Source organism: Pseudarthrobacter sp. C4D7 (assembly GCF_013359725.1).
GTDB lineage: Bacteria > Actinomycetota > Actinomycetes > Actinomycetales > Micrococcaceae > Arthrobacter.
This window is the reverse complement of record NZ_JABFMW010000001.1, coordinates 354,968-380,749: the sequence shown is the minus strand read 5'-3', so window position 1 is coordinate 380,749 and position 25,782 is coordinate 354,968. Positions and strand designations below refer to the sequence as shown.

The 25,782-nt window shown below is 65.0% G+C and carries 24 protein-coding genes; 9 read left to right on the top strand and 15 right to left on the bottom strand.

Translation table 11 applies throughout. From position 1 onward, the window contains the following. Positions 1-52 precede the first annotated feature (52 nt). The 3 genes from HNO81_RS01825 to HNO81_RS01815 all read right to left on the bottom strand — a co-directional run bounded on the left by HNO81_RS01825 (position 53) and on the right by HNO81_RS01815 (position 5,504). The gene (locus HNO81_RS01825; RefSeq protein ID WP_175316407.1) at positions 53-1,741 is read right to left on the bottom strand and encodes an ABC transporter substrate-binding protein; all 1,689 of its coding nucleotides are present in this window, start codon (positions 1,739-1,741) and stop codon (positions 53-55) included. A gap of 278 nt (positions 1,742-2,019) precedes the next feature. After that, a complete protein-coding gene (locus HNO81_RS01820; protein WP_175316406.1) occupies positions 2,020-3,780 on the bottom strand; it encodes an ABC transporter family substrate-binding protein in 1,761 nt (586 codons plus the stop codon). A 65-nt stretch (positions 3,781-3,845) separates the two neighbouring features. Beyond that, on the bottom strand, positions 3,846-5,504 hold the full coding sequence (locus HNO81_RS01815; protein WP_175316405.1) for a cryptochrome/photolyase family protein: 1,659 nt from the start codon (positions 5,502-5,504) through the stop codon (positions 3,846-3,848). A 147-nt stretch (positions 5,505-5,651) separates the two neighbouring features. Here HNO81_RS01815 and HNO81_RS01810 point away from each other — a divergent pair, with 147 nt between their 5' ends. The 3 genes from HNO81_RS01810 (at position 5,652) to HNO81_RS01800 (ending at position 8,220) form a co-directional block, all read left to right on the top strand. Continuing rightward, a complete protein-coding gene (locus tag HNO81_RS01810) occupies positions 5,652-6,794 on the top strand; it encodes an ABC transporter permease (protein ID WP_175316404.1) in 1,143 nt (380 codons plus the stop codon). After that, positions 6,791-7,522 carry an ABC transporter ATP-binding protein gene (locus HNO81_RS01805; protein WP_175316403.1) on the top strand — a complete coding sequence of 244 codons (732 nt, stop codon included), beginning with the start codon at positions 6,791-6,793 and terminating at the stop codon, positions 7,520-7,522. Before HNO81_RS01810 ends, HNO81_RS01805 begins: the two co-directional genes overlap by 4 nt. A 98-nt stretch (positions 7,523-7,620) precedes the next feature. Then, on the top strand, positions 7,621-8,220 hold the full coding sequence (locus HNO81_RS01800) for a TetR/AcrR family transcriptional regulator (protein ID WP_175316402.1): 600 nt from the start codon (positions 7,621-7,623) through the stop codon (positions 8,218-8,220). Between the two features lie 95 nt (positions 8,221-8,315). Here the strand turns inward: HNO81_RS01800 and ychF are convergent, their stop codons facing one another. Continuing rightward, complete coding sequence (gene ychF / locus HNO81_RS01795) at positions 8,316-9,401, bottom strand: redox-regulated ATPase YchF (RefSeq protein ID WP_371818141.1); 1,086 nt, start codon at positions 9,399-9,401, stop codon at positions 8,316-8,318. 90 nt (positions 9,402-9,491) lie between these two features. On the opposite strand from ychF, the gene HNO81_RS01790 reads away from it, so the two are divergent. The 3 genes from HNO81_RS01790 to HNO81_RS19945 all read left to right on the top strand — a co-directional run bounded on the left by HNO81_RS01790 (position 9,492) and on the right by HNO81_RS19945 (position 12,157). Then, complete coding sequence (locus HNO81_RS01790; RefSeq protein ID WP_175316400.1) at positions 9,492-10,718, top strand: DNA recombination protein RmuC; 1,227 nt, start codon at positions 9,492-9,494, stop codon at positions 10,716-10,718. Between the two features lie 312 nt (positions 10,719-11,030). Further along, positions 11,031-11,306, top strand: coding sequence for a helix-turn-helix domain-containing protein (locus tag HNO81_RS20355; RefSeq protein WP_217508955.1), 276 nt, complete (start codon positions 11,031-11,033; stop codon positions 11,304-11,306). A gap of 38 nt (positions 11,307-11,344) precedes the next feature. Continuing rightward, on the top strand, positions 11,345-12,157 hold the full coding sequence (locus HNO81_RS19945; protein WP_254703250.1) for an IS3 family transposase: 813 nt from the start codon (positions 11,345-11,347) through the stop codon (positions 12,155-12,157). A gap of 44 nt (positions 12,158-12,201) precedes the next feature. Here the strand turns inward: HNO81_RS19945 and HNO81_RS20350 are convergent, their stop codons facing one another. The 3 genes from HNO81_RS20350 to HNO81_RS01775 all read right to left on the bottom strand — a co-directional run bounded on the left by HNO81_RS20350 (position 12,202) and on the right by HNO81_RS01775 (position 14,879). After that, entirely contained in the window at positions 12,202-12,630 is a 429-nt protein-coding gene (locus HNO81_RS20350; protein ID WP_371818140.1) for a DUF5956 family protein, read from the bottom strand. 308 nt (positions 12,631-12,938) lie between these two features. Continuing rightward, positions 12,939-14,018, bottom strand: coding sequence for a 4-hydroxy-3-methylbut-2-enyl diphosphate reductase (locus HNO81_RS01780; RefSeq protein ID WP_175316399.1), 1,080 nt, complete (start codon positions 14,016-14,018; stop codon positions 12,939-12,941). 9 nt (positions 14,019-14,027) lie between these two features. Further along, a complete protein-coding gene (locus tag HNO81_RS01775) occupies positions 14,028-14,879 on the bottom strand; it encodes a hypothetical protein (RefSeq protein WP_175316398.1) in 852 nt (283 codons plus the stop codon). A gap of 161 nt (positions 14,880-15,040) precedes the next feature. On the opposite strand from HNO81_RS01775, the gene xseA reads away from it, so the two are divergent. Together xseA and HNO81_RS01765 are read left to right on the top strand one after the other, a co-directional pair. Further along, positions 15,041-16,411: an exodeoxyribonuclease VII large subunit gene (xseA, locus tag HNO81_RS01770; protein ID WP_254703249.1), complete on the top strand. Its 1,371-nt coding sequence runs from the start codon at positions 15,041-15,043 to the stop codon at positions 16,409-16,411. Further along, entirely contained in the window at positions 16,408-16,626 is a 219-nt protein-coding gene (locus HNO81_RS01765) for an exodeoxyribonuclease VII small subunit (RefSeq protein ID WP_141159866.1), read from the top strand. The genes xseA and HNO81_RS01765 overlap by 4 nt, the downstream gene beginning before the upstream one ends. Before the next feature lie 47 nt (positions 16,627-16,673). Here the strand turns inward: HNO81_RS01765 and HNO81_RS01760 are convergent, their stop codons facing one another. The 6 genes from HNO81_RS01760 to HNO81_RS01735 form a co-directional block, all read right to left on the bottom strand. Continuing rightward, the gene (locus HNO81_RS01760; RefSeq protein WP_175316397.1) at positions 16,674-17,528 is read right to left on the bottom strand and encodes a polyphosphate kinase 2 family protein; all 855 of its coding nucleotides are present in this window, start codon (positions 17,526-17,528) and stop codon (positions 16,674-16,676) included. Positions 17,529-17,580: 52 nt separating this feature from the next. Beyond that, complete coding sequence (locus HNO81_RS01755) at positions 17,581-18,801, bottom strand: pyridoxal phosphate-dependent aminotransferase (RefSeq protein WP_175316396.1); 1,221 nt, start codon at positions 18,799-18,801, stop codon at positions 17,581-17,583. A 143-nt stretch (positions 18,802-18,944) separates the two neighbouring features. Further along, a complete protein-coding gene (locus tag HNO81_RS01750) occupies positions 18,945-19,907 on the bottom strand; it encodes an ABC transporter substrate-binding protein (protein WP_175316395.1) in 963 nt (320 codons plus the stop codon). Further along, positions 19,904-20,650, bottom strand: a complete 747-nt coding sequence (locus HNO81_RS01745; protein ID WP_175316394.1) for an ABC transporter permease — start codon at positions 20,648-20,650, stop codon at positions 19,904-19,906. The genes HNO81_RS01750 and HNO81_RS01745 overlap by 4 nt, the downstream gene beginning before the upstream one ends. Continuing rightward, entirely contained in the window at positions 20,647-21,366 is a 720-nt protein-coding gene (locus HNO81_RS01740; RefSeq protein WP_254703248.1) for an ABC transporter permease, read from the bottom strand. Before HNO81_RS01740 ends, HNO81_RS01745 begins: the two co-directional genes overlap by 4 nt. Continuing rightward, positions 21,366-22,466, bottom strand: coding sequence for an ABC transporter ATP-binding protein (locus tag HNO81_RS01735; protein WP_305791415.1), 1,101 nt, complete (start codon positions 22,464-22,466; stop codon positions 21,366-21,368). The genes HNO81_RS01740 and HNO81_RS01735 overlap by 1 nt, the downstream gene beginning before the upstream one ends. 238 nt (positions 22,467-22,704) lie before the next feature. On the opposite strand from HNO81_RS01735, the gene HNO81_RS01730 reads away from it, so the two are divergent. After that, positions 22,705-23,724 (top strand): pirin family protein, encoded by a 1,020-nt coding sequence (locus HNO81_RS01730; protein WP_175316393.1) that lies wholly within the window; start codon positions 22,705-22,707, stop codon positions 23,722-23,724. On the opposite strand, the gene HNO81_RS01725 is transcribed toward HNO81_RS01730, so the two are convergent. Beyond that, entirely contained in the window at positions 23,721-24,668 is a 948-nt protein-coding gene (locus HNO81_RS01725; RefSeq protein WP_175316392.1) for a BadF/BadG/BcrA/BcrD ATPase family protein, read from the bottom strand. The two genes, HNO81_RS01730 and HNO81_RS01725, sit on opposite strands and share 4 nt — an antisense overlap. A gap of 79 nt (positions 24,669-24,747) precedes the next feature. Continuing rightward, a complete protein-coding gene (locus tag HNO81_RS01720) occupies positions 24,748-25,722 on the bottom strand; it encodes a LysR family transcriptional regulator (protein WP_175316391.1) in 975 nt (324 codons plus the stop codon). Between the last annotated feature and the right edge of the window lie 60 nt (positions 25,723-25,782).

The following is a 25,782-nucleotide window of genomic DNA, read 5'->3' as shown; positions in this document are numbered from 1 at the left end:
CCCGGACGGAACCGGAACCCCCATCAGCCTTACGGCAAGTTAGATCTGGTGACTACTTGGCGGTGATGCCGTAGTACAGGATGCCACCGTTCCAGCCGGTCTCGGCCTTGACGATGTTGTTGCTCCAGACGATCGGTCGTGCCTGATCCCAGAGCGGCAGGCCGGGCAGGTCCTGGAACAGGACTTCCTGTGCCTGGTTGAACTTGTCGTTGGCCTCGTCCGTGCTCTTGGCAGCCAGGCCGTCCTTGAGGAGCTTGTCGAACTCGGGGTTCGAGTACTTCTCGTAGTTGGAGGAGGCGTTGGTGGCCCAGACCGGTCCCAGGAAGTTGTAGAGGGACGGGTAGTCACCCTGCCAGCCCGCGCGGGTCAGGCCGGGCAGCTGCTGGGACTTGCGGAGGTTCAGGACTTCAGCGAACTTGGCGAAGGGCTGGATTTCAGCCTGGATGCCGAGGTTGTTCTTGAAGCCGTTGGCTACGGCGTCGATCCATTCCTTGTTGCCGCCGTCAGTGTTGGAGGCGATCTGGAGCGGCTTGGAGCCGTCGTACGGCTGGATCTTTTCAGCCTGTGCCCAGAGGTCCTTGGCCTTGGCGGCGTCGAACTTCAGGACTTCGCTGCCCTTGAGGCCTTCCTTGAACCCGTCGATGACCGGCGGAACGAATGCCTTGGCCGGCGTACGGGTGCCGTTGAAGACCACCTTGGCGATTTCCTCGCGGTTGATGGCGTAGGACAGTGCCTGGCGGCGGAGCTTGCCGGCTTCACCCTGGAAGTTGGGGTTGTACGGCGGGATGTTCAGCGTGGAGTTGGTGGCAACCGGCTTGGTGGAGTTGCGGTCCGGGAAGTCGGAGACGTAGGTCTTCAGGGCGTTGGACGGCAGGACGTCGGTGATGTCCAGGTTGTCCGACTGCAGGTCCGTGTATGCGGGGCCCGGGTCAGTGTAGAACTTGAAGGTCACGCCGCCATTCTTGGCCTCGCGCGGTCCCTTGTAATCGGCGTTCTTCACCAGGGAGATGGACTGGTCGTGGACCCAGGAGCCCTGCTTCTCGAACTTGTACGGACCGTTGCCGACGGGGTTCTCACCGAAGGTCTTGGGATCGGTCAGCGCTGCGGACGGAAGCGGGAAGAAGGCGGAGTAGCCAAGGCGCAGGGACCAGTCGGCCTCAGGCTGTGCAAGCTTGACCGTGATGGTGGAGTCATCGGTTGCCTTCAGGCCGGACATGGTCTCGGCCTTGGGGGCGGGGGTGGTGGTGGTCTTGCCGTCAGCACCCTTTTCCGAGTTCACTGCCGAGACGTCTTCGTAACCGTCGATGGACTCGAAGAAGAATCCGTTGTTCTGCAGGTTCTTGGAGTTGGCGGCGAAGTTCCAGGAATCGACGAAGGTCTTGGCCGTGATTGCTTCACCGTTGGTGAACTTCTGGCCCTGCTTGACCTTGATGGTCCAGTTCTGGGCGTCAGAGGAATCGATGGACTCGGCGAGGGCGTTGACCGGCTTGCCGCTGGCGTCGTACGTGCGCAGGCCTTCGAAGAGAAGCTCGACCACGCGGCCGCCATACACTTCGTTGGTGTTTGCCGGCAGCAACGGGTTTTGTGGTTCGTTGCTGTAGGCGGTGATGACCTTGTTCGGATCGCCGGCAGCGTTGCTGGCCCCGTCAGTGTTGCCGCCGCCGCCGGCGCCGCACCCGGTCAGGGCAAGCGCGGCGATTGCCACGATGCCCAATGCTTTGGAAGTGCGCGTAAAACGCATTCCGCCTCCTATGAGTTGTGGGAGAGATGTATAGGGGAATCTTGTGCTTCCCCGCAGGCCGGACGCAGCGCACTGCTGTGACGAGACCTACACAATACGAGTTAGCCTAACCGCACGAAGTCCAGATATTGGTACTCCGTTGCCAAACCGTGACCGGCAGCTTTTCAATGCCCCGGACGGAGGCGGTAGTTAGGCACGTCACATGCTACTCGCCGGTAAGCTGTTCGGCGAATCGGGGCCGCCAAGGCTCATCGGCCCGAAACGCTGCCCGGCTGCAGCTAGGACAGCCGCCACTGCGCAACGTTCCACCACACGCCGAGCGGACCAGGGCTGGTCTTCACGCCGGCCACCCTGGAGGTGAAGGCCGTTGTTCCCGGGGTTTGATAGAGCGGAAGGCCGTAGGCGTCCTCCCAGATGTGCTTGTCGATCTCGGCCAGGAGCTCATCCTGTTTGCCCAGGTCAGTGGTTACTGCCAGCTGCTCCATGATCTTGTCTGCGTCGCCGTTGGAATATCCCGTGAAGTTGCTGCCGGCCCCGGTGCGGAAGATCTGCGGCACCCTGCTGACGCCGGCCTCAGTCCCGATCCACCCTGACAGGGAGGCGTCATAGCCACCACGGCTCAAGGCTGCGGCCCAGTCCGCGCTGCCCTGCCCGCCGTCGGTGACACGGAATCCGGCCAGCGCTGCCGAGTCGCGGATCAGGTTGAAGGCTTTGGCCCTGTTGGGGTTGTCCCGGTTGTACAGGATGCGGACGCTGGGGGTGGCGTTCTTGAGGAGCTTCTTTGCGCCGTCGATGTCCACTTTGGCGTAGTCCGAGGATCCGTTGTTTTTCACGGTCTCGTCGTACTTTGGCTGTCCCGGCAGGAACACCTGGGAGTCCAGGGGCTTGCTGTCCGTCGCCTGGCTTCCCACGACGGCATCCACAATGGCCTGCCGCGGAACGGTTTTGAGGAACGCTTCCCTGACGTCCTTGTCGGCGAACGTCCCGGTGAAGCTCAGGTCCAGGTGGTCGTAGCCGGACTGTTTGAACCGTTCAACGGTGATTCCCTGGGCTGACAGGCCGGTGAGGAGGTTGTCCGTGGCGGCCGAGGGCTGAGGTGAAATGATGTCCGCCTGGCCGCTGCGAAGGGCATCAACAGCCGCCGGCACCGAACCTGTAAACCTGACATTGATTTCGTCCAGCCATGGTTCCGGACCCCAGACGTAATCCCGGTTCCGGACCAGTTTCATCGAGACTTCCGGAACGATGTCCCGGATAATGTAGGGTCCGCTGGACAGGTAAAGCGCTGGATCATCGGGAACGGTTTTCGTGTCGAATCCGGTGTTCCAGAAGTCGCTGACCTTTTTGAGGGCCGGGTGCGGCGCCGGCTTGTCCGCGTTCCCGCGCGGCGTGTCCTGGAGTAGCTTGACGAGGTCTTCCTCATCGTTGAGTCCGGTTTTGGCGGCGACGACATGGGCCGGCAGTCCGACGTCGAACGCCACTTCCCAGTCAGCGTATGGCGCTGCGTACTCAATGGTGATGGAACGGCCGTCCGAGCCGAGTTCCGGGAACAGGGTGCCCGCCAGGCCGGTGGTGTCGGAGGCAACCGAGAAATACTTGGTCCCCGTTTCCTTCGCCGGGTCGATGTCGTCGAAGTAGCCCGATCCGGCCGCCCAGCTGAGCAGCAGGTCGGCAGCTCCGATCGGCGCTCCATCGGACCACTTCACGCCCTCGTTGACGGTGTATTTGACCTTGAGGGGCTGGTCCGAGACCTTCTCGAAGCGGCCGAACTTGTCGTTGCGGACAACCCTGGAACTGTCGTCAAGATAAAAGAATCCCGAGTGCGTGATGGCGCCGATTTTCGAATTGATGTCGGTATTGCCATTGGCACTGTAGGGATTGAGGGAGGAGAAGGCGTTGACTTCGGCCACGGTAACGCTGCCTCCGCGCTTCGCCTCCCCCACCACCACGGACGGGGCACTGCCACCCGAACAGCCGGAAAGAACCAGGGCAGCCGCCAACGCGGCGATGATCAATTGCATCAGACGCCGGACCGGCATGCCGCCTCCTTGTGGTTTTCCCTCTCCGGAGGGGACTGGGGCCGCTTCGATCACGCCCTACAAATTCAGGATACTTGGTGCCGCTGCCCGGCAGCCGAATCCGGGTCCCCCTCCGGGTCGCAGGGGGGAGCCTGCGCCAGGCGGTGCGCCCCAGGACGGCTGAGCAGGTCGCGGGCCCTGCGCCGATGCCCGTCCCGCACTCCGGGATCCATCCGGTCCACCAGGGACGCAATCATCCGCGAGCGCGGGTTCCGCTCGAAGACCGGGCGGTGGTCCTCAACATAGGTCCAGTACAGCCCGTCCCAGTCGGCGGTCCACTCCCCCGCCGGCAGGTCGGACATCTTCCGCAGGTAGTTGCTGCCGGACACGTACGGCTTGGTGGTGATGTCAGCCCCGGCAGCGAACTGGCTCATGGCGTAGACGTTGGGAACCATCACCCAGTCGTAGGCGTCGATGAACATCTCCATGAACCACTCGTAGACGTCATCAGGATGGATCCGCAGCAGGGACATGGCGTTGCCCAGCACCATGAGCCGTTCGATATGGTGCGCGTAGCCGGTGGTAAGCACCCGGGAGACCACCAGGTCCACCGGCGCCAGACCAGTCGTTGCATCCCACCAGCCTGCACCCAGCTGGTTCCGGTGGTTAAGCAGGTTGGCGGTGCGCATCCGGCGGCCGCGCAGCAGGTACGTGGCGCGCATGTACTCCCGCCAGCCAATGACCTGCCGCACGAAGCCTTCGAGGGAGGCCAGCGGAGTGCCCTCATCCGCGCTGTCCAGGACGGCATGCACAACTTCCGCCGGATTCAGCAGGCCAATGTTCAGCGCCGGCGTCAGCAGTCCATGGTTGATGAATGGATGCGCGGCCGAAATGGCGTCCTCATAGGGACCAAAACCATCGAGCCTTTCATCCACGAACTCCTGGAGGTGTTGGCGCGCCTCTTCGGGGGTGGTCGGCCATGCGAAAAGGTGGGGGTCACCGGGGGCATCCGGAAACTCCGCCGCAACCCAGGAGATTGCGGATTCAACGTCTCGCGCGGCATCTTCGGAGGTTTCACGTCCGTTTGGCCCCGACGCCTCCCCCAGTCCATCCAGCTGGAACATCCCGTCCTGCCGAAGGGCATGGTGCCCCCTGAACCTGCTGACGGTGGGAGGGGCGTAGCCGCGGGGCAACTTCTTTCGGTTGTCGGCGTCGAAGGACCACTTTCCACCCACCGGACCGCCCCCGTCCATCAGGACATCCAGCCGCCGGCGCTGCCATACGTAGAAGTCATGCATCCGGGCGGGATTGTTCGCGAACCAATCCTGGATTTGCGCACGGGATGTGAGGAAGTTCGGACTTTCCAATACGTCCCCGCCCTGCATCGCATAGCCTGCATCGGCCAGCCCTGCGGTCAGGTCGCGCTCAAGCCAGTCATCGACGACGTCGAACCAGGTCACCTTCCGGGGGCGGCGCTGCCGGACGAGGTCCGCCAACTGGACCCTCGACGCCCGGGTCCGGTCGCTGGGAAGCACAACCACGTCGTGGCCCAGGCCACGCAGGCGGCGGGCAAATCCGGCCATGGATGCCCGGTGCAGGACCAGCTTGTGGGCGTGGAACGAGTATTGCCGGAAGTAAAGGTCGTGCTCTATGAGCACATAGACCGTTCCCTGGTCAGCCCCTTCCCACTGCTGCTCGAAGAGCTGGTGGGGCAGAACGAGGCGCAAGGGTTGGCCGGCAGTCATACCGCCACCCTAAGGGAGGCCCCGCGGCCCTGCGCCGGAATCCAGGAACGTAATTTGAAACATCCCACTCTTCCTGACATGCTGTCAGAATCATGCCGACAGCATGTCAGGATCTGTCCCACTAACCCCCACACTAGGAACCACACCATGTTTCTTGCACTCCGCGAACTGATGTTCGCGCGTGGCCGCTTCAGCCTGATGGGCGGTGTCATTGCCCTCATCGCCGTGTTGATGGTGATGCTCTCCGGCCTGTCTTCGGGCCTCGTCAACGACGGCGTGTCCGGCCTCAAATCGATGCCCGTGACCGCGTTCGCCTTTGACCACGGCACCAAAACGGACAACGCCTTCTCCCGGTCAGTGATCGACGACCAGCAGCTCACCGCCTGGCAGGGCATCCAGGGCGTGGCTGCTGCGGAGAAGATGGGCGTCGGCATGGCAAACGCCACCACCGGGTCTGGAAAGCAGATCGACCTCACGCTGTTCGGCGTCGAGCCAGGGTCCTTCCTGGAACCCGCCCGCTCCGCAGGCGCGCCGCTCGGAGACAAGGACGGCATCGTGGTGTCGTCGACCGCCAAAGCGGAAGGAATCGACCTCGGCACCGTGGTGACGCTGGACCGGATCGGAACCAAGCTCAAGGTTGTGGGCTTCACGGAAGGCCAATCCACGTTCGGGCACGTCGACGTGGCTTACCTGCCGCTGAAAACATGGCAGCTGATCGCCTCAGGCCAGGCAAGCCCCGGAGCGCCAAACGACGCGCAACTGTCCGCGCTCAGCTTCGATACCGCGAGTGTCGTGGCAATCCAGGCGGACCCCGGTGCCACGCTGGACCTCGCCGCAGGTGACGCCGCCGCCGGCACCTCCAGCAAGTCTTTGTCCGCCGCCTTCAACGCCTCACCCGGCTACGAGGCCGAGACCATGACCCTAAGCATGATCCAGGTGTTCCTCTACGCGATCTGCGCCCTGGTGGTGGGAGCGTTCTTCACCGTCTGGACCATCCAGCGCAAACACGAGATCTCCGTGCTGCGGGCCATCGGCGCCTCCACCGGCTACCTGCTGCGGGACGGTTTGGCCCAGGCCGCCATCCTGCTGGTGGGATTCACCGCCCTCGGGGTGGCCGCCGGCCTGGGACTGGGCGCCGCCATGCCGGACGCCATGCCCTTCGCCCTGGAGGCCGAACCGATCGCTGCTGCCACGGCGCTCACCATCGGCCTGGGCCTGATGGGCGCCGCCGTGGCCGTGATCCGCATTTCCCGCATCGACCCGCTCAACGCCCTTGGAGGACAGCGATGACCAACCCCGCACCCGCTGCTGCAGCAGAACGCCGCGGCGACGCACCCCTGGCCGCCGGCCTGTCCATCCGCCATGCGGTCATGGAACTCGGCGACGGCGACACAAAGGTCACGGCCCTGGATGAGGTGAACCTGGACGTTGCCGCCGGGGAATTCCTGGCCATCGTGGGGCCGTCCGGTTCCGGCAAATCATCACTGCTTGCCGTAGCCGGCGCCCTGGCCTCCCCTGATTCGGGGACCGTCAGCGTCAACGGCCAGGACCTTTCCCGGTTGAGCCAAGGCAAACGTGCTGCATTCCGGCTGGCAAACATTGGCTTTGTTTTCCAGTCCGGCAACCTCATCCCGGCACTGACCGCGGCCGACCAGCTTCGCCTGGTCAACAGGCTTGCAGGAGGCCCCAAGAGCTTCGACCCGGCCACACTGCTCGAATCCGTGGGCATGGCCCACCGTGCCGGAAACCGCCCCGCAGAGCTTTCCGGTGGCGAGCGGCAGCGCGTCGGCATCGCGCGGGCACTCGTCACCGGGGCGAAACTCCTCCTCGTGGATGAGCCCACCGCCGCCCTGGACCGGGCGCGCAGCCGCGAAGTTGTGGAACTGCTGGCCCGGCAAAGCCGCGAGCATGGCGTGGCAACTGTCATGGTGACCCACGACCACGACGTCCTCGGCTACTGCGACAGCGTCGCCGAGATGGTGGACGGGCGCCTGGGGGCTCCCGCCCCGGTCCGGTAGGGAAGGCTGCTCCGGGCATGACGGCGGCGGCCCACTCAACCGGGCCGCCGTCGTCGTACCCTTGATGCGTAAGCCTGTCAGTGTCAAAGGATCCCGCCATGCCCCGAATCAGTGCCGCCACGGTCGCGGAACACCGCGCCGCGCAGGAGCGCGCACTGCTGGACGCCGCCCACGAACTCCTGCAGGAAACCTCGGAAGCACCCACTATGGCCGAGGTGGCCGTCCGGGCAGGCCTGTCAAGGCCCAGCGTCTACCAGTATTTCGACTCCCGGCAGGACCTGCTTCAGGCACTGGTCCGCGACATCTTCCCACGCTGGACCGAGCGCGTTACCGGAGCGATGGCGGAGGCCCCGACCCAGGCGGACCGCGTCCTGGCCTATGCCACGGCCAACGTTGACCTTGTCGCCGAAGGAGCGCACGCCGTGGGGGCGGCGCTGGCCGCTTTGGCCCCCGGCGCAGAACTTGACGAGCAGGCCACCCGGATGCACCGCCAGCTTCAGGAGCCGCTGATCGAGACGCTTGCGGGGCTGGGGGTTGACGATCCCGGATCGGTCGCGGAGATGATCAATGCCATGGTCCATGCCGGCACGCGGATGCTCGAATCAGGTCAGACCCGGGACCAGGTACACGCCCATCTCAAGGCGCTGCTCGGTCCGTTCGTCACCGAGCGCCACACGGCCGGAACCGGCGAAGGTTAGGGCCCTCTCCAGCGCCGGCCGCCAGGCCGAAAAAAGCGATGGCCGCCAGGTGCATGAGCTCCTGGCGGCCATCGCTGGCGTTGAAGGGGACGTCCCTAGACGTTGAAGCGGAACTCCACCACGTCGCCGTCGGCCATGACGTATTCCTTGCCTTCGATCCGGACCTTGCCGCGGGACTTCGCCTCGGCCATGGAACCGGCATCCACGAGGTCGTCGAAGGACACTACCTCGGCCTTGATGAATCCGCGCTGGAAGTCGGAGTGGATCACGCCGGCGGCCTGTGGTGCCGTGTCGCCCTGACGGATGGTCCAGGCGCGTGCTTCCTTGGGGCCCGCCGTGAGGTAGGTCTGCAGCCCCAGGGTGTGGAAGCCCACGCGTGCCAGCTGGTCCAGGCCGGATTCCTCCTGGCCGTTCATTTCGAGCATTTCGCGCGCTTCTTCCTCGTCCAGCTCCACGAGGTCGGCTTCGAGTTTGGCGTCAAGGAAGATGCAGTCAGCGGGGGCCACCATGGCGCGCAGTTCTTCCTGCTTTTCCGGACTGCCCAGGATGCCTTCGTCGGCATTGAACACATAGATGAAGGGCTTGGCGGTGAGCAGGCCCAGCTCCTTCAGGTGCCCCATTTCGAGTTTGTCGCTCTTGATGGAGGAGTAGATGGTGTCGCCCCGCTCCAGCACCGCCTGGGCGGCCTTGATGGCGGCGAGCTCCGCGGCTTCCCGCTTCTTGATCTTAACTTCTTTTTCGATTCGCGGGATGGCTTTTTCGATGGTCTGCAGGTCAGCGAGGATCAGCTCGGTGTTGATGGTCTCCATGTCCGAACGGGGATCCACCTTGCCGTCAACGTGGATGACATCGGGGTCGTCAAAGACCCGGACGACCTGGGCGATGGCCTCAGCCTCGCGGATGTTGGCCAGGAACTGGTTTCCCAGCCCCTCCCCCTCGGACGCTCCCTTGACGATGCCCGCAATGTCCACGAAGGACACCGCCGCGGGCAGCACGCGCTGCGAACCGAAGATCCCGGCGAGCTTCTGGAGCCTGGGATCCGGGAGGTTCACGACGCCGACATTGGGTTCGATGGTGGCGAACGGGTAGTTCGCGGCCAGGACCTGGTTGCGGGTGAGCGCGTTGAAGAGGGTTGATTTGCCGACGTTGGGCAGTCCGACGATGCCAATAGTAAGAGCCACGAGCATTGATTCTACCCGCCGGACCCCGCCGGCCAGTACCCGGGAATGTCACTGCCCGTGATTGTCAGAGCCCCGTGCAACAGTGAAGCCATGGATGCTTTTGCCTTGATTCTGGCCCTCTTCATGCTGCTGCTTGGTGCCCTCGCCGGCGCCGCGGCCACCTTTTTCTCCCTGCGCCGGAACGCGCAGGCCCTGGAAACGGACTTTGACCACGTGTCCTCACGTCTTTCCGAGGTCACGGCACAGCTGGCAGCGGCCGACGCCGAGCGGCGGCTATTGGCTGCACAGAACCGCGAGCTGGGCGAGGCCAGGACACAGGACGGCAGCGTGCTGCGAGCCCTGGGGCCCGTGGCCGAGAAACTGTCCGCCGTCCAGCAGCAGGTGGCGTTGCTGGAGCGGGACAGGGTGGAGCAGTACGGCCAGCTGGCCCAGCAGCTGCAGGAGGCCCGGCTCTCCGATGAGCAGCTCATCCGCTCCACGCATGCGCTGGAATCGGCGCTGCGTTCCAACAGCGCCAGGGGCCAGTGGGGCGAGGTGCAGCTCCGGCGCGTGGTGGAGGCCGCCGGCATGCTCCGCCACGTCGACTTCGTGGAGCAGGTCCATAGCGCGGGCCACGACTCAGCGGTGCGGCCGGACCTGGTGGTGCAGCTGCCGGGCGAAAAGCAGCTGGTGGTGGACGCCAAGGTTCCGCTGTCGTCCTACCTTGAGGCGCAGGAACTGGGCGCGGTAGACCCCCGCCTGGGCCAGGCTGGACCGCAGTCGGTCAATGACGGGCGCAACAAGCAGGCCCTCCTGGCGGCACACGCCAAGGCCTTGCGGGCACACGTCGATGCGCTGGGCACCAAGAAGTACTGGGACATCCCGGGCAACTCACCGGAACTGGTGGTCTGCTTCATCCCCGCCGAATCCATCCTGGCTGCGGCCCTCACAGCTGACGCCGGGCTCCTGGACCACGCGTTGTCGCGCAACGTTGTCCTTGCGTCACCGAGCACCCTGCTGGCCGTGCTGAAATCCGTGGCGTTCACCTGGCGCCAGGACGTCCTGACGGACAGCGCACGCGAGCTCTTTGAACTTGCACGGCAGCTGTACGACCGGATGGGCACCCTGGGCGAGAACGTCACCAAACTGGGATCCTCTTTGAAGACCTCCGTGGACCGCTACAACGCCATGGTGGGCACCCTGGAAGCAAGGGTGCTGCCGACGGCCCGGAAGCTCAACAGCCTGGAGGAATCCGGCCTGGCCGCGCCTCCGATGGTGGAGGCGACCCCGCGGGCGCTGGTGGCACCCGAGTTGCAGGGCAACGACGAAGCAGCCTGAGACCTGCGGAAGATACGGAAGGGGCCGGGCAGCCAGTGGCTGAACTGCTCCCCGAAAGTTGGACTGCGAAATCAGTTCTGACTTTCGGGGAGCAGTTTTATGCATGGAAGAAGTTCGTTGTCCGAGGAGCAGCGCGAGGCCGCGGTAGCGTTGTTTGAAACGGGTTGGGGTGCCTGGGCGGTAGCGACCCGACTCGGGGTAGGTAGAGGTGCCATCAAACGTTTGTATGGTCGATGGCGGACACGCGGAGGTACGACGCTGGTGGCGAAGCCAATACGACCGGTGTTCTCGTTTGAGTTTAAACTTGATGCTGTGCAGCGATACCGCGCGGGTGAGGCCAAAGTCGCCCTGGCGAAAGAGCTTGGGTTGTCCTCTCCACTGTTGCTCGAGAAGTGGGCGCGTCAGTACCGGACTGAGGGCGAGGACGGGCTGCGACCCAAGCCGAAGGGCCGTCCTAAGACGAATCCCGGGACGGCAAGGAAACCTGAGTCTGAGGTGGAGCGGCTGCGCCGTGAGAACGAACGCCTGCGGGCAGAGGTGGCCTTCCTGGGAAAAGTAAACGCCTTGAGGGACGAGGAACAGCGCTAAAGGTCCGCGCTGTCATCGCTCTCAAGGCTGAGCACAGGTTGGAAGTTCTCCTGGACGTAGCCGGGCTACCCCGGTCCACGTTCTTCTACCACCAGGCCCGTCTTAAAGGCCCTGATCCGCGGGCTTCCCTAAAGGCAGCTGTCACGGAGATTTTCAAGAAGAACCACGGCCGGTACGGGCACCGCCGGATCCATATTGAACTGCTCAAGCAAGGTTGGACGGTCGCCAAGAAGACCGTGCTGAAGCTGATGCGTTCCCTGCAGCTGGTCTGTAAGGTCCGGAGCAGGAAGCGGTACAGCTCCTACCAGGGCGAGCAGGGAGTTGTTGCTCCGAACCTGCTGAAGCGACAGTTCGAAGCGGATGCGCCAAATCAGAAGTGGGTCACCGATGTGACCGAGTTCAGCGTCGGTGACCGGAAGCTCTACCTCTCCCCGGTCATGGACCTTTTTGACCGGCAGATCATCTCCTATGCAATTGGCACCTCACCCAATCTGGAGCTGGCGAACGCCTCGCTGCGCGGCGCCTTGGCCACGCTGGAGAACGGCCAGAAACCCCTCGTGCACTCCGACCAGGGATTCCAATATCAGCACAACTCGTGGCGCACACTCTTGGCGAACGCCGGCGCGGTCCAATCGATGTCCCGCAAAGCCAACTGCTACGACAACGCCGTCATGGAGAACTTCTTCGGACACCTGAAGGAAGAGCTCTTTCACCGCGTCCGGTTCCTCAACACCGATGCACTCGCATCAGCGCTGCATGAGTACATGTGCTGGTACAACACCGAAAGAATTTCCACCAAGCTCAAGGGTTTGAGCCCGGTGCAGTATCGTGCTCAGATGCTTGCGGCATAGGTCCCTCTCAGCCAACGCTGAATGAGAGCTTCGCCCAGGCCCGATCAGTCCGTATAAAGTTTTGCGATTACTCGTTCAAATACAGGACGTAATTTGGCTGGGTGCCCGCCAGCATCTTCCTCAGCTAGGGCGGCGTTGAGGAGAACGCTTAGTTCGTCGAATGACGTGATTCCATTGGGCAACCGCAAGTACCAGTCATAGCCCCTTGGCCGAGGCTCAAACCCTGCTGCCACAAGGTACTCATCCAGGAAATCGTCGATTATCTCTTGGTCCTGGTCCGTGAAAGGGACGTTCTTGACCGTTGTGGAGCCTGCAGTTGTCGTAACAACCGGGATCTCCTTCTGAACGCTGTGTTTGGAACTACGGGCACCATGGCCAGGGCCAGCGACGGCAAGTACGAGCGCTTCCCACCCATTCTCAGGAAGTAATACGAAGCCGGCTTGCGGGGGCTTGGCTGAAAACTCATTCCACACGTGCACACCCTTGAGGTCGGATGAAGACTAAGACACAGACCCAACGTACATCGAAGTTGGTAGAACGACACCGAGTTGTTTTCAACCTTGTTAGCACCGGGGCCCTGGCTATTAGCGGGGAAGCCCTATCCGGGAACCTTGTTCGGACGTTTTCAGCAACGACAGAAGTCCCCGTCCCAAATGGGACGGGGACTTCTTCGAAGGGCCGATCTCTGGCCGCTAAAGTGGAACCCGCACATTAACGAGTCCAGCTTTAGGGGACCAGTTCAGGCTGCCCGGCCCCTTCCGTATGGATTGAAGTGCCGGTCCTAGTCGCGGGGGCGCCGGCCGCCCAGGGCCCGACTGACATCCCCGGCTTCCTTGAGCGTGGCCCGAAGCTCCTTGGGAAGCGAGAAAAGGAGGTCTTCCTCCGCGGTCACGACTTCCTCCACGGCACCGTAGCCGTAATCGGCCAGCAGCCGCAGAACATCCTGCACCAATACCTCCGGAACGGAGGCCCCGGACGTAACGCCCACCGTGGCGACGCCTTCGAACCAGGCTTCGTCAACCTCGTTGGCGAAGTCAACCCGGTAGGAGGCTTTGGCACCGTATTCGAGCGCCACCTCCACCAGCCGGACGGAGTTGGACGAGTTGGCCGAACCCACCACGATCACCAGGTCCGCCTTCGGAGCGATCTTCTTGATGGCCACCTGGCGGTTGGTGGTGGCGTAGCAAATGTCGTCGCTGGGCGGGTCCTGCAGGGTGGGGAAGCGTTCCTTGAGCAGCCGGACGGTCTCCATGGTTTCGTCAACGCTCAGGGTGGTCTGGGACAGCCAAATGACTTTTTCAGGATCGCGGACGGTAACCTGGTCCACTTCGTGCGGGCCGTTGATGATCTGGATGTGCTCCGGCGCTTCCCCGGAGGTACCTTCCACTTCCTCATGGCCGTCATGGCCGATCAGGAGGATATCGAAGTCATCCTTGGCGAAGCGGACAGCTTCCTTGTGAACCTTGGTGACCAATGGACACGTGGCGTCGATGGTGCGCAGGCCCCGGCTCTCAGCGGATTCGACAACTGCCGGGGAAACACCGTGGGCGGAAAAGATCACCAGGGCGCCTTCGGGCACTTCATCCGTTTCGTCCACGAAGATGGCGCCTTTTTCCTCCAGCGAGCTCACCACGTGGACGTTGTGCACGATCTGCTTGCGGACGTACACGGGCGGCCCGTAGTGTTCCAGCGCCTTTTCGACGGCGATCACGGCACGGTCAACACCGGCACAGTAACCACGCGGTGCGGCCAACAACACCTTCTTGTCGCCGTTCACGGGGGCTGCAGCTGCCACCTCCTCAGGCGAGCGGCGCCTGCGGGGAATGGTTGGCATCGAAAGGGATACAGCCGAGGTGGTCATCCCTCCATGTTACCGGCTGGCCCCGACGCGTTTCCGGGATGCGAACAACGTCACAATGCCCGCAGCCACCAGGACGCCGCCGGTGGCCGCGGCTGTCGCGATCCATCCCTGGAAGTCGCTGCCCGCGGCGGCCAGGAACTGGTCACGGAACATATTGGCCACGGCGTTGCCGGTGTCCGTGGCCTGGGCGCGGGATGAGCCCAGCTGCAAGCCCAGGGCCCACAGCCCGGCAAGGGCCAGGCCGCCCAGGCCGGCGGCCAGCAGCACAGTCCCCCGGCGGCGTGCGGCCACCAGGGCCAGCAGGAGTGCGACGGCGGAACTGATCGCCAGGATGTAGCCCATGGGCGCGTACGTGGCCAGCCGTTCAGTCCATTCCCTCTGCGCGGGCTGGCCCACATTGATCAGTGTCTGCTCCGGCGGATCGAGGGGAAGCTGGGTGGCGCGGGAGATCTCTTCCGCGCCCAGTGCAACCAAGGGGGCAACGTCGAGGGTCAGCGACGACGCCGGCGCTCCTCCCTGGGAGGCTGCGGCAGGATCGGCGAAGCTGAGGCGGTGGCTTCTGCGGAGGGTTTCCTCCCAGGCTGCCGGATACCCTGGCAGCCCGGTCAGCGATTCCGCCGCCTTCTCAAGCATGGGCTCCACCAAATCTGACAGGAACCCGGGAACCGAACCGGTATCGATGGTTCCCACGGCCGCCGCGGCCAGCTTGCGTTGGAACTCGGGGTCTTTGCCAAGCGGCGCCGCCAAGCGGACGAATCCGTCTTCCTGGACGATGTTCCGGTCCACCCAGATGGCGGGTACCGCAACGGCGGCGAGGAGGATGGCCAGCACGGTGGCGATGGCAGAGACAAAAGTTCGCACAACAGGTCCTTCGGGGTTGGGGGCCTCCATCCATCCTAGGCAGGCTTGATGGCCCCTTCCTGTCAGTGCCCGGTGCTACACCTTATGGATAAGGTTGATTGACCGCCCGCCACTGATAAAGGACCGTATGCCCGCAGCACCAGCCTCCCATCGGCGTTCCCATGTCTGACCAGGCGTCGCTTCCGGGTACAGCGCCCACCACCCTGCCGGCCACCGCAGCGGAGACCAGTCCGGACAACCCGTGGCCGTTGCAGCTGCTGTCCCAGAAACTGAAGGCCCATATCGACCGCACACCGTCGGCGTGGGTTGAAGGCCAGGTCATTGAATTGAACCGCCGGGGCACCAACGCCTACATCACTCTTCGCGACGTGGATGCGGAGGTGTCGCTGCCGGCTTCGGTCTGGACCAAGGTCCTGGAGCGGCAGAACCTCCCGCTGGAGCGAGGTTCCCGGGTGGTGGCGCTGCTGAAACCTGAATTCTGGATGAAGACCGGCAGGCTGAACATGCAGGTCCGGGATATCCGGCCGGTTGGCCTGGGCGACCTCCTGGCCCGGATTGAGCGGCTGCGCCAGGCCCTTGCGTCTGAAGGGCTGTTCGCCGACTCCCGCAAGAAGCGGCTGCCACTGTTGCCGCACCGCATCGGCCTGATCACGGGCCGGGACTCGGACGCCAAGAAGGACGTCCTGCGCAACGCCGCCCTGCGGTGGCCGGCGGTGGAGTTCGAGGTCCGCGAGGTTGCCGTCCAAGGAAACACGGCCGTGTCCCAGATGGTGCGCGCCCTCCGCGAGCTGGACGCCCGCCCAGAAGTGGATGTGATCGTGTTTGCCCGGGGCGGCGGCGCACTGGAAGACCTGCTGCCGTTCAACAGTGAGGAACTGGTCCGTGCCGTGGCGGCCGCCAGCACTCCGGTGGTGAGCGCCATCGGCCACGAGGCGGACCGTCCGCTGCTTGATGACGTCGCTGATCTGCGGGCCTCCACCCCCACTGATGCCGCCAAACGGATTGTTCCGGAGGTATCCGAGGAACTCGCCGGTGTCCGTCAGGCGCGGGAGCAGCTGCGGCGCTGCGTGGAGCGGCTGGTGGACCGGGAGTCGGACCGGCTGGCGGCACTGCATTCGCGGCCCGTCATGGCTGCGCCCGAGGGTATGGTTTCCGTCCGCGGCGAGGAGATCGAGCGGCTGCTGCGCCGCTCTTCGGCTGCGGTGAGCTCCACGGTGGTCAGGGCAGCGGACCAGCTGGAACACTTGAAGGCCCAGGTGCGCGCGCTGTCACCGCAGAAAACCTTGGACCGGGGGTACGCCGTCGTCGAACTCTCCGGAGACCAGGCCGCACGGATCGCAGAGGCGGGCCACGCGGTGGTGCGCAGGCCCTCCGAGGCGCCTGCCGGTGCCGCCCTGTCCATCCGGGTGGCAGAGGGCCGCTTCGGCGCCACCTCCACCGGTCCTGCGCAATTGCCCGGGACCCCGCCAGCCACCGGGGCGCAGCACCCGGGAAACCCAGACCAGCACCAGGAAATGGAACACAACGCATGACCGAACAGAAGCCTGAATCAGACGTCGCAGCCCTGAGCTACGAGGACGCCAGGGAGCAGCTCATCGCAGTGGTGGGCAGGCTCGAAGCAGGCGGGGCAAGCCTGGAGGAATCGCTGGCGCTGTGGGAGCGTGGCGAGGCATTGGCCGCACGGTGCGAGGAGTGGCTCGAGGGAGCACGGAAGCGGCTGGCCGCTGCCCGCGACCAGCCGCTCTAACCGGGCTGCATAACCTGGGCATGCTGCGCCGGCGCAGGACCCGGGAGTTACGAACGGGCGACGAGCTCCCGTTCGATGTCTACGTCGAATTCAGCCTTGGGCCACTCCAGCCGGAGATCGGACAGCGCCGACATCACCAGCTGCTGCACGGCGATGCGGGCAAACCATTTCTTGTTGGCCGGGACCACATACCAGGGCGCAGCGGCTGAGCTGGTCTCGTCGAAAGCGGCTTGATAGGCCGACATGTAGTCATCCCAGAAAGCGCGCTCCTTCAGGTCGCCGTTGCTGTATTTCCAGTGCTTGGCCGGGTTATCGAGACGGGCCAGGAGCCGGGATTTCTGCTCATCCTTGCTGATGTTGAGCATCACCTTGATGATCCTGGTGCCGGCGTCGGTTTGGCGGGCCTCGAATTCGTTGATGGCCCGGTAGCGCCGGCTGATTTCTTCCGGCGTGGCCCAGTTGTGGACGCGGTGGATGAGGACGTCCTCGTAGTGTGAGCGGTCGAAGATCCCCACCATGCCGGCTGCGGGGACCTCTTTCTCGATGCGCCACAGGAAGTCGTAGGATTTCTCCTGCTCTGTGGGGGCCTTGAACGCCTTGAACTGGACGCCCTGGGGATCCATGGTGGCCATGACGTGGTTGACGATTCCGCCTTTGCCCGCCGTGTCCATGGCCTGCAGGACCAGGAGGATCCGTTTCTTTCCGCCGGCCCGTGATTCGGCGAACAACTGCTCCTGGAGACCGGAGAGTGTTCCGTCCATTTCCGCCAGCAGGGCTTCACCGTCTGCCTTGTTGCCGCTGTAGCCCGGGGTGGCATCAGGGTCAACAGACGCCAGGGAAAATCCCTTTCCAACACGCAACGTTTCAGAGGGATGCTGGTCGAAGCCAACGACGCGGGCCATGGGGTTCCTCTCCGCAGGGGATACACGGGCCCTGGTGGCCCGTGTGCACAGGCTAGTTCCCCTGGTACCTGCTTAGGAAGTCCCCCATGCGCCCGATGGCTTCCTCGATGTCCTTGACGTTGGGCAGCGTCACCATTCGGAAGTGGTCCGGCCGCACCCAGTTGAAGGCACGCCCGTGCGAGACCAGGATTTTCTGCTCCCGCAGAAGGTCCAGGACGAACTTCTCGTCATCCCGGATGTGGTAAACCTCAGGGTCGAGCTTGGGAAAGAGGTAAAGGGCGCCTCTGGCCTGCTGTGTGCTGACGCCGGGAATGGAGTTCAGCATGTCGTAGGCCTTGTTGCGCTGCTCCAGCAGCCGGCCCCCCGGGAGGATGAGGTCGTTGATGCTTTGGTAACCGCCCAACGCCGTCTGGATGGCGTGCTGGGCCGGCACATTGGCGCACAGGCGCATGTTGGCCAGGAGGTTGATGCCTTCGAGATAGTCGGCGGCATCCTTTTTGGGCCCTGAGATGGCCATCCAGCCGGCCCGGTAGCCGCAGACCCGGTAGGCCTTGGACAGGCCGCTGAAGGTCAGGCACAGGACGTCGTCGCCGGTGAGGCCTGCGAGGTTCACGTGGACCGCGTCCTCGTAAAGGATTTTCTCGTAGATTTCGTCGGCGAAGACCACCAAACCATGCTTTTCAGCCAGCGCCACGATGCGCTTCAGGGTCTCTTCCGGGTACACCGCGCCCGTGGGGTTGTTCGGGTTAATGACCACGATGCCCTTGGTCCGGGGCGTGATCTTGGCTTCCATGTCATCCAGGTCGGGCTGCCAGCCGGACTCTTCATCGCAAAGGTAATGCACCGGATTGCCGCCGGCGAGCGCCACGGATGCCGTCCACAGCGGGTAGTCAGGAGTGGGGATGAGTACTTCGTCCCCTGAATCCAGCAGCGCCATCAGGGACATGGTGATGAGCTCGCTGACGCCGTTGCCCAGGTAGATGTCGTCGACATGGATGTTCTGGATGCCACGGGTCTGGTAGTACTGCGAGACGGCGGTGCGCGCCGAGAAGATGCCGCGGGAGTCGCTGTAGCCCTGGGCGTGGGGCAGGTGGCGGATCATGTCCACCAGGATGGCGTCCGGTGCTTCAAAGCCAAAAGGCGCCGGGTTTCCGATGTTCAGCTTCAGGATCCGGTGGCCCTCCGCCTCCATCTGCTGGGCGGCTTCGAGGATCGGTCCACGGATGTCATAAAGGACGTTGTTGAGCTTCGTGGACTGCCTGAATTTTGCCATTCCTCAAATATGCCACAGGAAGGATGAATGGCCGTTGAGACGTCCGCCACATGGCCGACGGCGGCTGCCGGACCTTGGAAAGTCCGGCAGCCGCCGTCGTTGTCACCAGCGTGGTCCTGCCCGGTTGGGCGGGACGGGGAGGGTTACTTGACGATCCCCTTTTCCTTGAGCCAGTTGCTTGCCGCCGTCTTGGCATCCTGCTTCTGGCTGCCGCTGACTGCGCGGTTCAGGTTGATCAGGTCATCAGTGGTGAGGATGCTGGACACCGAGTTCAGCGCCTGCTTGGCCTGGTCCGTCACCTTGGCCTTGTTGTACAGCGGCAGGACCTGCTGGGCGATGAAGTTGTTCTTCGGATCCTCCAGCACCACGAGGTCGTTGTCCGCGATGGACGGCGTGGTGGTGTAGATGTCAGCCACCTGCACCTGGTCCTCCAGCAGCGCCTTGAGCGTCACCGGACCACCGCCGTCGCTGAACGGTTCCAGCTTCTTGGGCTCGCAGTTGTAGTTCTTCTTCAGACCGGGAAGGCCGTAGGCACGCTCGGCGAAGGTGGCCGGGGCCCCCACGACGATCTCGCTGCACACCTTGGCCAGGTCCTCGATGGACTTCAGCTGGTACTTCTCCGCGGTTGCCTTGGTGACCACCATGGCGTCCTTGTCTTCGGCCTTGGAGGCGTCGCCGACGGCAAGGGTGTCCGGCAGCTTGCCCGGCAGCGCCTTGACGATGTCCGCTGCAGAGACCTCCTTGGCTTCCTTGTCCACGTACAGCAACAGATTGCCGCTGTAGTCCGGCACTACGTCCACTGAACCGTCTTCGACGGCCTTGTAGTAGACCTCGCGGGAACCGATGTTCGGCTTAGTTGTAGCGGTGATTCCGTTGGCGTTGAGGGCACCGGCATAGAGCTCGGCAATGATCTGGCTCTCCGGGAAATCGGCAGAACCCACCACCAGGGATGCGGATCCCCCGGATGCGCCGGCGCTTGACGCCGGCGGGTTCTTCAGGGGATCGGATGATCCGCCGCACGCTGACAGCGCCACTGCCAGGCCAAGCCCGGCGGCAAGGCCGCTGAACGCCCGCCTGCCAAGGCGCTGGGGACGGCTATCTTTCATGACTTACCTCCTTGGACAACAGTCTCCGCAACAGCGGGGTCTGTGAGATCAACCGCAGCCTCCTGGCTGCGGAAGGACAGCTTCGAGGCCCCTGGGGTCAGGAACAGCCTCTGGAACAGGGACAGGACAAGGTCCACGGCGATGGCGAGCACCGCGATGAGGAGGGAACCTCCCAGCATCTGGGGGAAGTCGCTGAGGACCAGTCCGTCGAACAGGTAGCGGCCCAGTCCGCCCAGGTTGATGTACGCCACCACGGACACGGTGGCGATCACCTGCAGCACGCCGGTCCGGAAACCCCCGAACATGACGGTGAGCGCGTTGGGCAGCTCGGCGCGGAACAGGACCTGCAGTTCCGTCATGCCCATGGCGCGGGCGGCGTCTACCACGTTCCGGTCCACGCTTGAGATGCCCGCATAGGTTCCCGCGAGGAGTGGGGGCACTGTCAGGATCACCAGGGCCCAGACAGGGGGCATTAACCCAATGCCCGCCAGCAGCACGAACAGGATCAGCAGGCCCAGCGTCGGCAGCGCGCGCAGGGCACCGGCCAGTGCCACCACGGCAACCCGGCCTTTCCCCGTATGGCCCACGAACAGCCCCACCGGCACAGCGATGGCGGTGGCGATCAGCATGACCAGTCCTGTGTACTGCAGGTGCTCCACCAGCCGGACGGGGATGCCCATGCTGCCGGACCAATGCACCGGGTCGGCGAGCCAGGCGAAGGTGTCTGCGAAGACGTTGCTCATACGGCGTCTCCCACTTTCGAGGCCCGCATGCCAGGGCCAGGCGTCGCGGCGCCGGCGCCCTGCGCTCCGCGGGCCGGAAGTTTGCCGGCCCGTTCCCACGGGGTGAGGAGGCGCTCCAGGAGGACGAGGATGGCGTCCATCAGCAGTGCGAGGACCAGGATGGCGATGATGCCCACTATCACCTCGGTGATGAAGTCGCGCTGGAGCCCGTCGGTGAAAAGCATGCCCAGGTTGCCGACGCCCAGGAGTGCCGCGACGCTGACCAGCGAAATGTTGCTGACGGACACCACCCGCAGGCCGGCGAACATGACGGGCAGCGAGAGCGGGAGGTCCACCTGCAGGAACCGGGCCAGGGCCTTGAACCCCATGGCCTGGGCTGCCTGGCTGACGTCCTTGTCCACGGAGTCGAAAGCGTCCAGGGCCGCCCGTACCAGCAGGGCAACGGCATAAATGGTCAATGCCACCACCACATTGAGCGGGTCCAGGATCCGCGTCCCCAGGATGGTGGGGAGGATGATGAACAACGCCAGCGACGGGATGGTGTACAGCAGGGAGGATGCTGTCAGCACCACGGAGCGGAGGGCATTGTTCCGACGGGCCAACTGCGCCAGCGGAATGGCAATGATCAGCCCCAGGACCATGGGAACGAGTGCCAGCACCAGGTGCTGCCCGCCGCGCTCCAGGATCATGCCGGTGTTGGCCAGAAACCATTCCATCAGAGGGCAGCCTGCCGTACCTGGCGTGCTTCTTCGATCAGTGCCAGGACCTCGCCGCCGCGGACCACGCCGAGAACCACGCCGTCGGCATCCACGGCGACGCCCAGGCCGGAGGGCGAGGAGAGCGCAGAGTCCAGGGCGCGGCGCAGGCTCTCCCCCGGGCGGAACAGCGAACCGCCGGGAACGAGTTCGGTTTCGGTGCCCGGCGCGGACCAGCCCAGCGGGCGCTTGTCCGCGTCCACCACCAGCTGCCAGCCGCCGGCGGCGCTGGAATCCGATTCGTACCCTCCGGACGCCCGGACAATCGTGGGCACCGGATGGATCGCCACGCCGTCGGACGGGGAAAAACCCAGGTGGCGGAAGCCGCGGTCCCGGCCCACGAAGGAGGCCACGAAGTTGTTGGCCGGGGCCCGCAGGATCTCCTCCGGCGAGGCGTACTGGGCCAGCTTTCCTCCGGTAGCGAAGACGGCCACCTTGTCACCCAGGATGGTGGCTTCGTCAATATCGTGGGTCACGAACACAATGGTTTTCGCCAGGTCCTTTTGCAGCCGCAGCAGCTCCTGCTGCAGTTCGTCGCGGACCACGGGGTCCACTGCACTGAACGGCTCGTCCATGAGGAGCACGGGCGGGTCTGCCGCGAGGGCGCGCGCCACGCCGACGCGCTGCTGCTGGCCGCCGGAAAGCTGCGATGGGTATCGCCCGGCCAGGGACGCCGCCAGGCCCACCACGTCCAGGAGTTCCCGGGCGCGCTTGCGGGACTCGGCCTTTGACACGCCGTTCAGCCGAGGGACGGTGGCGACGTTGTCCAGGACCGAGCGGTGCGGCAGCAGGCCGGCCGACTGCATCACGTAGCCCATGGACCGGCGCAGTTCCGCCGCTGGAACGGAGGTCACGTCCCGGCCGTCCACCGTGATGGTCCCGGACGTCGGCTCCACCATGCGGTTGATCATCCGCAGGGACGTCGTCTTGCCACAGCCGGACGGACCCACGAAGACGGTCACGCTTCCCTTGGCGATGGACATGGACAACCCGTCCACAGCCGGCTGGCCACCCGGATACTGCTTGGTAACGCTCTGGAACTCGATCATCGCCTGGTCCATGGTGCGGACTTACCTGTTCTCTTGGACGGGCTGTTCCCAGCACCGCGACACTGCCATAAGCACGCTGATAGTTACGGTAGCCCAAACCGTGGCGGGCTTCAGCAGGTGAGGCCCTAATCCGCGCAAAGGAATCCCTACTGTAACCATTCGGAACCCCGGCCTGGGTGGATGGGTTTTCCTGCATCCGGACCTACAACTTCTCCTGCAGGGCCGCCGCGGCCGGGCCTACAGTGGAGGCGTGACCAACTTGGAAGTTTCGCCGCAGCAGGAAGTTTGCCCACCCGCCCCCGCAGGAGGGACGTCCGGCCCCTGCCTGCAGCTGTGGCCTGAACGTGAGGTGCCGCTGGGCGGGGTGCGCGCCATGAACGTCAAGCGGACGCTGCCGCAGCGTGGCCTGCCCACGATCGGGGCCTGGTGTTTCCTGGACAGTTTTGGCCCGGACCGCACTGCCATGTCCGTCCTTCCGCATCCCCACATCGGCCTGCAGACGGTGACCTGGCCGCTGGCGGGGCACATCCACCACCGGGACAGCGTGGGCAGCGACGTGGTGGTACGCCCTGGGGAGCTGAACATCATGACAGCGGGCCGCGGCGTCTCGCACTCCGAATTCGCCGTGCTTCCTGCCGACGGCGGGGAGCTGCCGCTGCAACGGGGCCTGCAGCTGTGGGTGGCCCTTCCTGACGGTGACCGCCACCGGGAACCGGCATTCGAACAGCACCGAGAACTGCCGCACGCCTCCGGTCCGGGCTTCACAGCAACGGTCATGGTGGGAGAGCTGGCAGGGGTAGTGTCCCCCGCAACCATGTTTTCACCCATCGTTGGCGCGGACATTTCCTGCGCAGGGGAGGCGTTGCTGCCGTTGAACCCCGGCTTTGAGCACGGCATCCTGGTGCTCGACGGCGGCCTGGCGGTGGACGGGCTGGACCTGCCGGCGGGGCCGCTGGGCTACCTGGGCACGGGCCGCAGCGAACTCAGGGTTGAGGCCCTCCCTGGCACCAGGTTCCTGCTGATCGGCGGAGAACCGTTTGGTGAGGAGCTGCTGATGTGGTGGAACTTTGTGGGCCGCACCCATGACGAGGTGGAGCAGGCCCGGGAGGACTGGGAAGCGCAGGCCGGCCTTCCAAATGCTCATGCGGCGGCAGCCCGCTACGGCCTGGTGTCGGGCCACGGCCCGGACGCGGGGGCGGAAGCCGGCCGCATCCCGGCTCCCCCCCTCCCGGGCGTCCGGCTGACGCCGCGGAAACGTTCCGCGGGCTAAGCGGGTTCTGCCACCAACTGCAGTACGCCGAACACCGGCTCCTGGTCCAGCACCCGGACGTCCGTGACACCGGTTTCGGCAAGGTTCCGGCGGAAGGACTCCTGCAGGGGCGCCACGTTCATGCCAAGGCCGCCACCCAGGATCACCGGACCGGCGATCTTCAGCTGGCCCAGCACCTGGCCGGCCAGGTCAGCCAAGTCCTTCCCCGCCTGGTCCAGCAGTGCTGCGCTGTCCCCGTGCCCGGAGGCGGCGGCTTCCACGACGTGCCTGGCCTGCTGTGCCCAGAAGCGCCTCCCGGTGTCCGGGGAGTGGAACAAGGCGATGAGCTTGTTGGGGTGGTCCAGCCCGCAGGACACCAGGAGGGCAGCCGTGAGCTGGTCGACGGGCAGGCCCTGGTTCATCCTGCGCAGGCTGTGCCGCACCGCTTCCCTGCCCAGCCAGTAGCCGCTGCCTTCATCCCCCAGCAGGTAGCCCCAGCCACCGGCCCTGGCCTCGCCGCCGTCGGCATTGCGTCCCCAGGCGGCCGAGCCGGTGCCCGCAATGACCGCCACTCCCGTGGCGGCACGGCCGGCGGCCAGCAGGAGGCGGGAGTCATGGACAACGGTGATGCGTGCTTCGGGAGCCAGGGGCTGGATCAGTGCGGCCAGGGCGGCGGCGTCCTCGTCGGTGTCGATGCCGCCGGACCCCGCGTACACCCGGTCCACGTGCCCTCCGCCGATCCTGGCGAACAGGTCCGCCAGGTTGTGTGCCGCCTGCTCACGGCTGACGTTCTGGACGTTGGAGCTTCCGGCAGACTCGTCAGCCACGGGGAGGCCGTTTTCGAACCGGATGCCGTGCGTCTTGGTTCCGCCGATGTCCAGCCCGATGGTGATGCCGTGCAGGGGATGGCCTGGGCCTGCTGCGTGGGCGGGAGGGGCGACTGAAGGGTTCTGGGTGTTTGCCACGTCACAAGGGTACTTGCCGCGCGATGGTTGACGCCGCACCGGAAGCGCGGCAGCCCCCCCGTCGGACGTTGTCCTGTAGTCAGCGCCCGGCCCCGGTGACCAGCCCGGCGAGGAGTCGCGGACCTTGCCCCACCACCAGCTCACGGAACAGCCTGGCAGGAACCGGCTCGCTTTCCGGTTTCCGGCGCCGCCAGCTGACCCCGACTTCCCGGAAGGCGAGTTCTGAATCCAGCGGGACCTCCACCCACCCAAGGTCTCCGGTCTCAGGACGCGGAGTCCGGCCGGGAGCGTCGCCACCGGGGGGAAGGATGCTGACGCCCAGGCCCGCAGAGACCAGGCCACGGACGGTGTGCGAATCCTGGCTTTCGAAGGCTATCCGCGGGCGGTACCCGGCTTCGCGGAACAGCGCGTCGGTCAGGGAACGCAGCCCGTAGCCAGGCCCCAGGACCACCACGGGCTCCGTCCGGATGTCAGCCACCCGGGCCAGCCGCTGCCGCGCGAGCGGATGGGAATGATGCACCACAAGGCGCAGCGGTTCGCGGTACAGCGGCGCCGAGTCGAGGTTCTTGCCGGGCGGGGCCACCGGTGCCGTGAGGGCCAGGTCCGCTTCCCCCGCAGACAGCTCCTCGAGGCAGGAATTCCGGGCGCCCTGGCTGAGCCGGAAGCCGGTTCCCGGATGCCGGGCACGGAAGGCACTGATCAGCAAAGGGAGCGTGGCCTCACCGAAAGTGTGCTGGAAGGACACGGCCACGGTGCCCCGGACCACCTCGGACTCACTGCGCACCAGGTCCAGGCCGGCCTGGAACTCCGCGAGCGCCTGTTCGATGTAGGGCAACAGGGTGCGGGCGGCGGGAGTCAGGCGCACTCCCCGGCCGTCCCGGACCAGGAGTTCGGTACCGACGGCGGTGCTGGCCCTCGCCAACGCCCGGCTCACCGTCGACTGGGGTACTCCGAGCAGTTCCGCCGTTTCCGTGACGTGCTCCGTCCGGCCCAGCTCGGCAAGCACCGGCAGCAGGGGCAGCAGCTGGGCCAGCTGTTTACGGTCCGGTTCCATGGTGGCCTCCCTGTGCCAAGGATCCATTTTTGCTATCAGTTTCGCATGAGGCATGCATTG